Origin of the sequence: Mesorhizobium sp. M7A.F.Ca.CA.001.10.2.1, from assembly GCF_003998575.1 — a bacterium.
In the GTDB taxonomy this organism is placed as follows: domain Bacteria; phylum Pseudomonadota; class Alphaproteobacteria; order Rhizobiales; family Rhizobiaceae; genus Mesorhizobium.
Map to the genome: position 1 here is coordinate 1 of NZ_RZQY01000652.1, position 3,437 is coordinate 3,437.

4 protein-coding genes are annotated in these 3,437 nt (G+C 68.3%); all 4 read right to left on the bottom strand.

What is annotated here, in order from left to right:
- The coding region (locus EN964_RS29245) for an amidohydrolase (protein ID WP_206528776.1) at positions 1 to 834 on the bottom strand (834 nt) is incomplete at its 3' end.
- Between the two features lie 46 nt (positions 835 to 880).
- A complete protein-coding gene (locus tag EN964_RS29250; RefSeq protein WP_127268074.1) occupies positions 881 to 1,648 on the bottom strand; it encodes a 2-keto-4-pentenoate hydratase in 768 nt (255 codons plus the stop codon).
- 18 nt (positions 1,649 to 1,666) lie between these two features.
- A complete protein-coding gene (locus tag EN964_RS29255; protein ID WP_127387153.1) occupies positions 1,667 to 2,416 on the bottom strand; it encodes an SDR family NAD(P)-dependent oxidoreductase in 750 nt (249 codons plus the stop codon).
- 22 nt (positions 2,417 to 2,438) lie between these two features.
- A partial coding sequence (locus EN964_RS29260) for an isocitrate/isopropylmalate dehydrogenase family protein (protein WP_164776066.1) occupies positions 2,439 to 3,437 on the bottom strand: 999 nt, incomplete at its 5' end.

Genomic DNA, 3,437 nt, shown 5'->3' on the forward strand with positions numbered 1-3,437 from the left:
GGTCGGCGGCGCGGGCCGGGTGTTGTAGTCGTAGGCGGCAAGCCGCATCATCATGCCGCCGAGCTTGATCGAGACGTTCGGGCACGTGGCGAGTTCGGCCATCGACGCTTTCCAGGCGGCGAAGACCTCGTCCTTGCGGCCGGCATAGGGGCCGTAGCCGAGCGGGCAGCCGCAATGGCCCATGACGATGCAGGCCTCGGGAAAGGCGCGCGCGAGGTCGGTGACGTCGGCGAGCTGGGGATGGTAGAGCCAGGCGTCAAAGGACAGGCCCATGGCGACGAGCCGGGCAAATCCGGCGCGAAAATCCGGCTGCCCGTAAAGCCCGGGCGCGATGCCCGGAAAGCTGTTGCCGATGATCGGGTCGGCGTCCCAGCCGCCTGAGTGGCGGATGCCTCGGAAACGACCGCCGCCGGCCCGTACATGCGCCTCCAGGACCGGCGCGACGCCGTCGCCGAGCATCAGGTCGGCGAAGCCGACGATGCCGGCCGCAACGCGGATCGGCCCGTAGATGCCATTGTCGCACATGGCGGCGATGCCGGCGGCGACCTCGGTCTCACCGACGGGCTGCATCTCCTTCGGGCCGAAGGCGCGATCCCATTCGTAAGCGTTCATGTGAACGGTGGCGACGACCGTGTGGCCGCTGTTGGCATCGGCGAGGAACTCGTCGAGCATGTAGCGGTGGCCGCTGGTGGTGCGAAGGTCCCAGAGATGATGATGGGTGTCGATGATCTCCAATTCGGGGTCGAGAATGACCTCCGGCTCTGCCGTCGCCAGCCAGGCTTCGTCCGGCGGGAAAATACGGCCGTATCGGGTGGGCAGTCTGGACGAACGCATCGGTATTCCCTGTCTCATTTGTCGGTGGACCGCGAAGCCGGCTGCCTCACGGAGCGGGCACGAGCCGGCAACGCAATGCCGATCCCGTGCCGGTGACGGCGAGTTCGCACGGCGCCGCGACGTCGAACGGTTGCGTCAGCGTGCCGGTGAAGACCGCGCCGCCACGCCTCAGGACCTGTCCCCGTTCGCGCAGATGCGCGATCAGGTGGCCGAGCACCGCGAGCGTATCGGGCAGATCGTCGCCGCGCAGGCCGCGGGCGCGCAAATGGCCGTCGACCGTGACGCCGGCATGTGCGGCGATGTCGCCGATCGCGTCAAGATCGACGGTTTGGCCCAGGACCACCGCATGCGACACGCAATTGTCGGCGATCGTGGCCGGCACGCCGATGCTCTGGCGGTCGGGAAGGCGCGAGGAGACGATTTCGAAGCCGATATGCGCGGATTCGATCAGGTCTGGGGTGACGACGGGTCCCGCATCGCACGCCAGCACGAGCGCGATCTCCAGTTCGATAGTGACGCTGGCATCGCGGGGCACGATGACGTCTTCGCCACTGACGTGGCGGCGCGGCGCCAGGATGCGCCCGAAGATCGGACGGGAGAGACCGGCGCCGCGATAGAAGTTGCGCCCGGCGAGGCCGATCTTCCAGCCGACTACCGCATGGCCGAGGAGTGCGATCAGCCGGTCCTGGACATCGTAGCCTTCGGCGAGGCTGCGCGGCCGTACGTCGGCGCGCAATCCGGCCGGCTGCGCACCGGCGCGCCATGCGTTCGCCAGTCCCTCTGCCGCGCGGTCGGGATCGAAGCTGTCGCTCATGGCGTCAACGGCCCGTCATCAGGCGAAGAAGACGCCGCCATTGACGTTGACGATCTCGCCGCAGAAATTGCTCGCCCCCTTCGTGCACAGGAAGGCGATCGGCCAAGCGATCTCCTCGGCGGTGGCCATGCGTCCGAGCGGAAAGTTTTCGCGCGGAAAGTCGATGTTGGCGCTGAACGGCGTCACGACCGGTCCGGGGGCGACGCCGTTGACCAGGACGCCGCCCGACGCAGCCTTGCGGGCAAGCAGGCGGACTAGCGCGTGCAACCCGCCCTTCGAGGTGACGTAATCGGGCGGCGTCGTCGTCAGCGTGCCGCCGTGCCAGCCGGCGAGCGAGCCGACGAGGATCAACCGGCCGCCGCCGTTCCCGACCATGTGGGCGATGCTGGCGTGACCGAGTTCGATCGGTAGCCGGACGTTGACCGCCATGGTCCGGGCGAATCGGGCTTCCCAGTTCGGGTCCTGGTCCCATGGAATCTGCGCCGGAACGATGCCCGCGCAATGGACGACCGCGCGGACCGGCCCGGAGGCGAAGAGCGGGGCTATGGCGCCGGGCGCCAGGAGGTCGCCCTGGAAGGTTTCGGGAACGACGTTGTGGGCGGTGAGATCGGCACAGGTTGCGTCGAGGCTCGAGACATCGGCGAGCAGCAGGTCGGCGCCGAGGCTGGCGAGAGCGCTTGCCGTCGCCCGGCCGATCCCGCTCGCCGCGCCGGTGACGACAATGCGCTGGCCGCTGAGGTCGAGTGCTTCGGGAAGAGATAGTGCCATGAATTCCACCCTGAAGCTGCGTTCAGACCCTGGCGCGCGGCGCCAGTCGCTCGATGATCGCCCGGGCGATCGCGCCCGTGCCGTCGCTGCCGCCAATGTCATAGGGACGAACCGAGCCGGCGGCAAACGCCGCGTCGACGGCGGCCTCGATCTCGTCGGATGCTTCCAGGCAGGCCTCGCTGCCATGGCGGGTGCCGAGCCAGTCGAGCATCATGGCGGTCGACAGGATCATCGCGACCGGATTGGCGATGCCCTGGCCGGCAATGTCGGGCGCGGTGCCATGGCAAGGCTGGAACAAAGCGTGATCGTCGCCGATATCGGCCGACGGCGCGAAGCCCATGCCGCCGACGAGTCCGGCCCCCAGGTCCGACAGGATATCGCCGAACATGTTCTCGGTGACCATCACGTCGAAATCCCACGGCCGGCGGATGAGGTCGAGCGCGGTCGCGTCGATCGAATGCTGGGCCGCCGTGACGTCGGGATGCTGCGAGGCGACCTCGAAGAAGATCTTGCGCATGAAGGCGAACGACCGGAACACGTTTGACTTGTCGATGAGCGTCACCGTGCCCTTGCGCTTGCGCCGCCGGGCGCGTCGCTCGGCGAGCTTGAAGGAGAAGTGCGACACCCGCTCCGTGACGTCGCGCGTGATCCGCATCGTGTCGGTGGCGACCTTGTCGTCGGTCACGATGCCCTTGCCGCGCGAGGCAAACAGCCCCTCGGTCGATTCTCGCACCAGCGCGAAATCGATCTCGGAAGCGCGCGGCGAAGCCAGCGCCAGCGGCACGCCGGGAATGGCCCGGATCGGGCGCAGGCCCGCGTAGAGCTTCATGCGAAAGCGCATGTCGAGCTGGGGGGCTGGCTCGGTGCCGTCGGGATGGCGGATGTCCGGCGAGCCCATGGCGCCGAACAGGATGGCGTCGGCCCGTTCGGCCGCCTCGAATCCCTCTTCGGTCATGGCGACGCCGGTCTCCTGATACTGGCGGGCGCCGCCCTTGACGCGCCCCATCTTTAAGCCCATGTC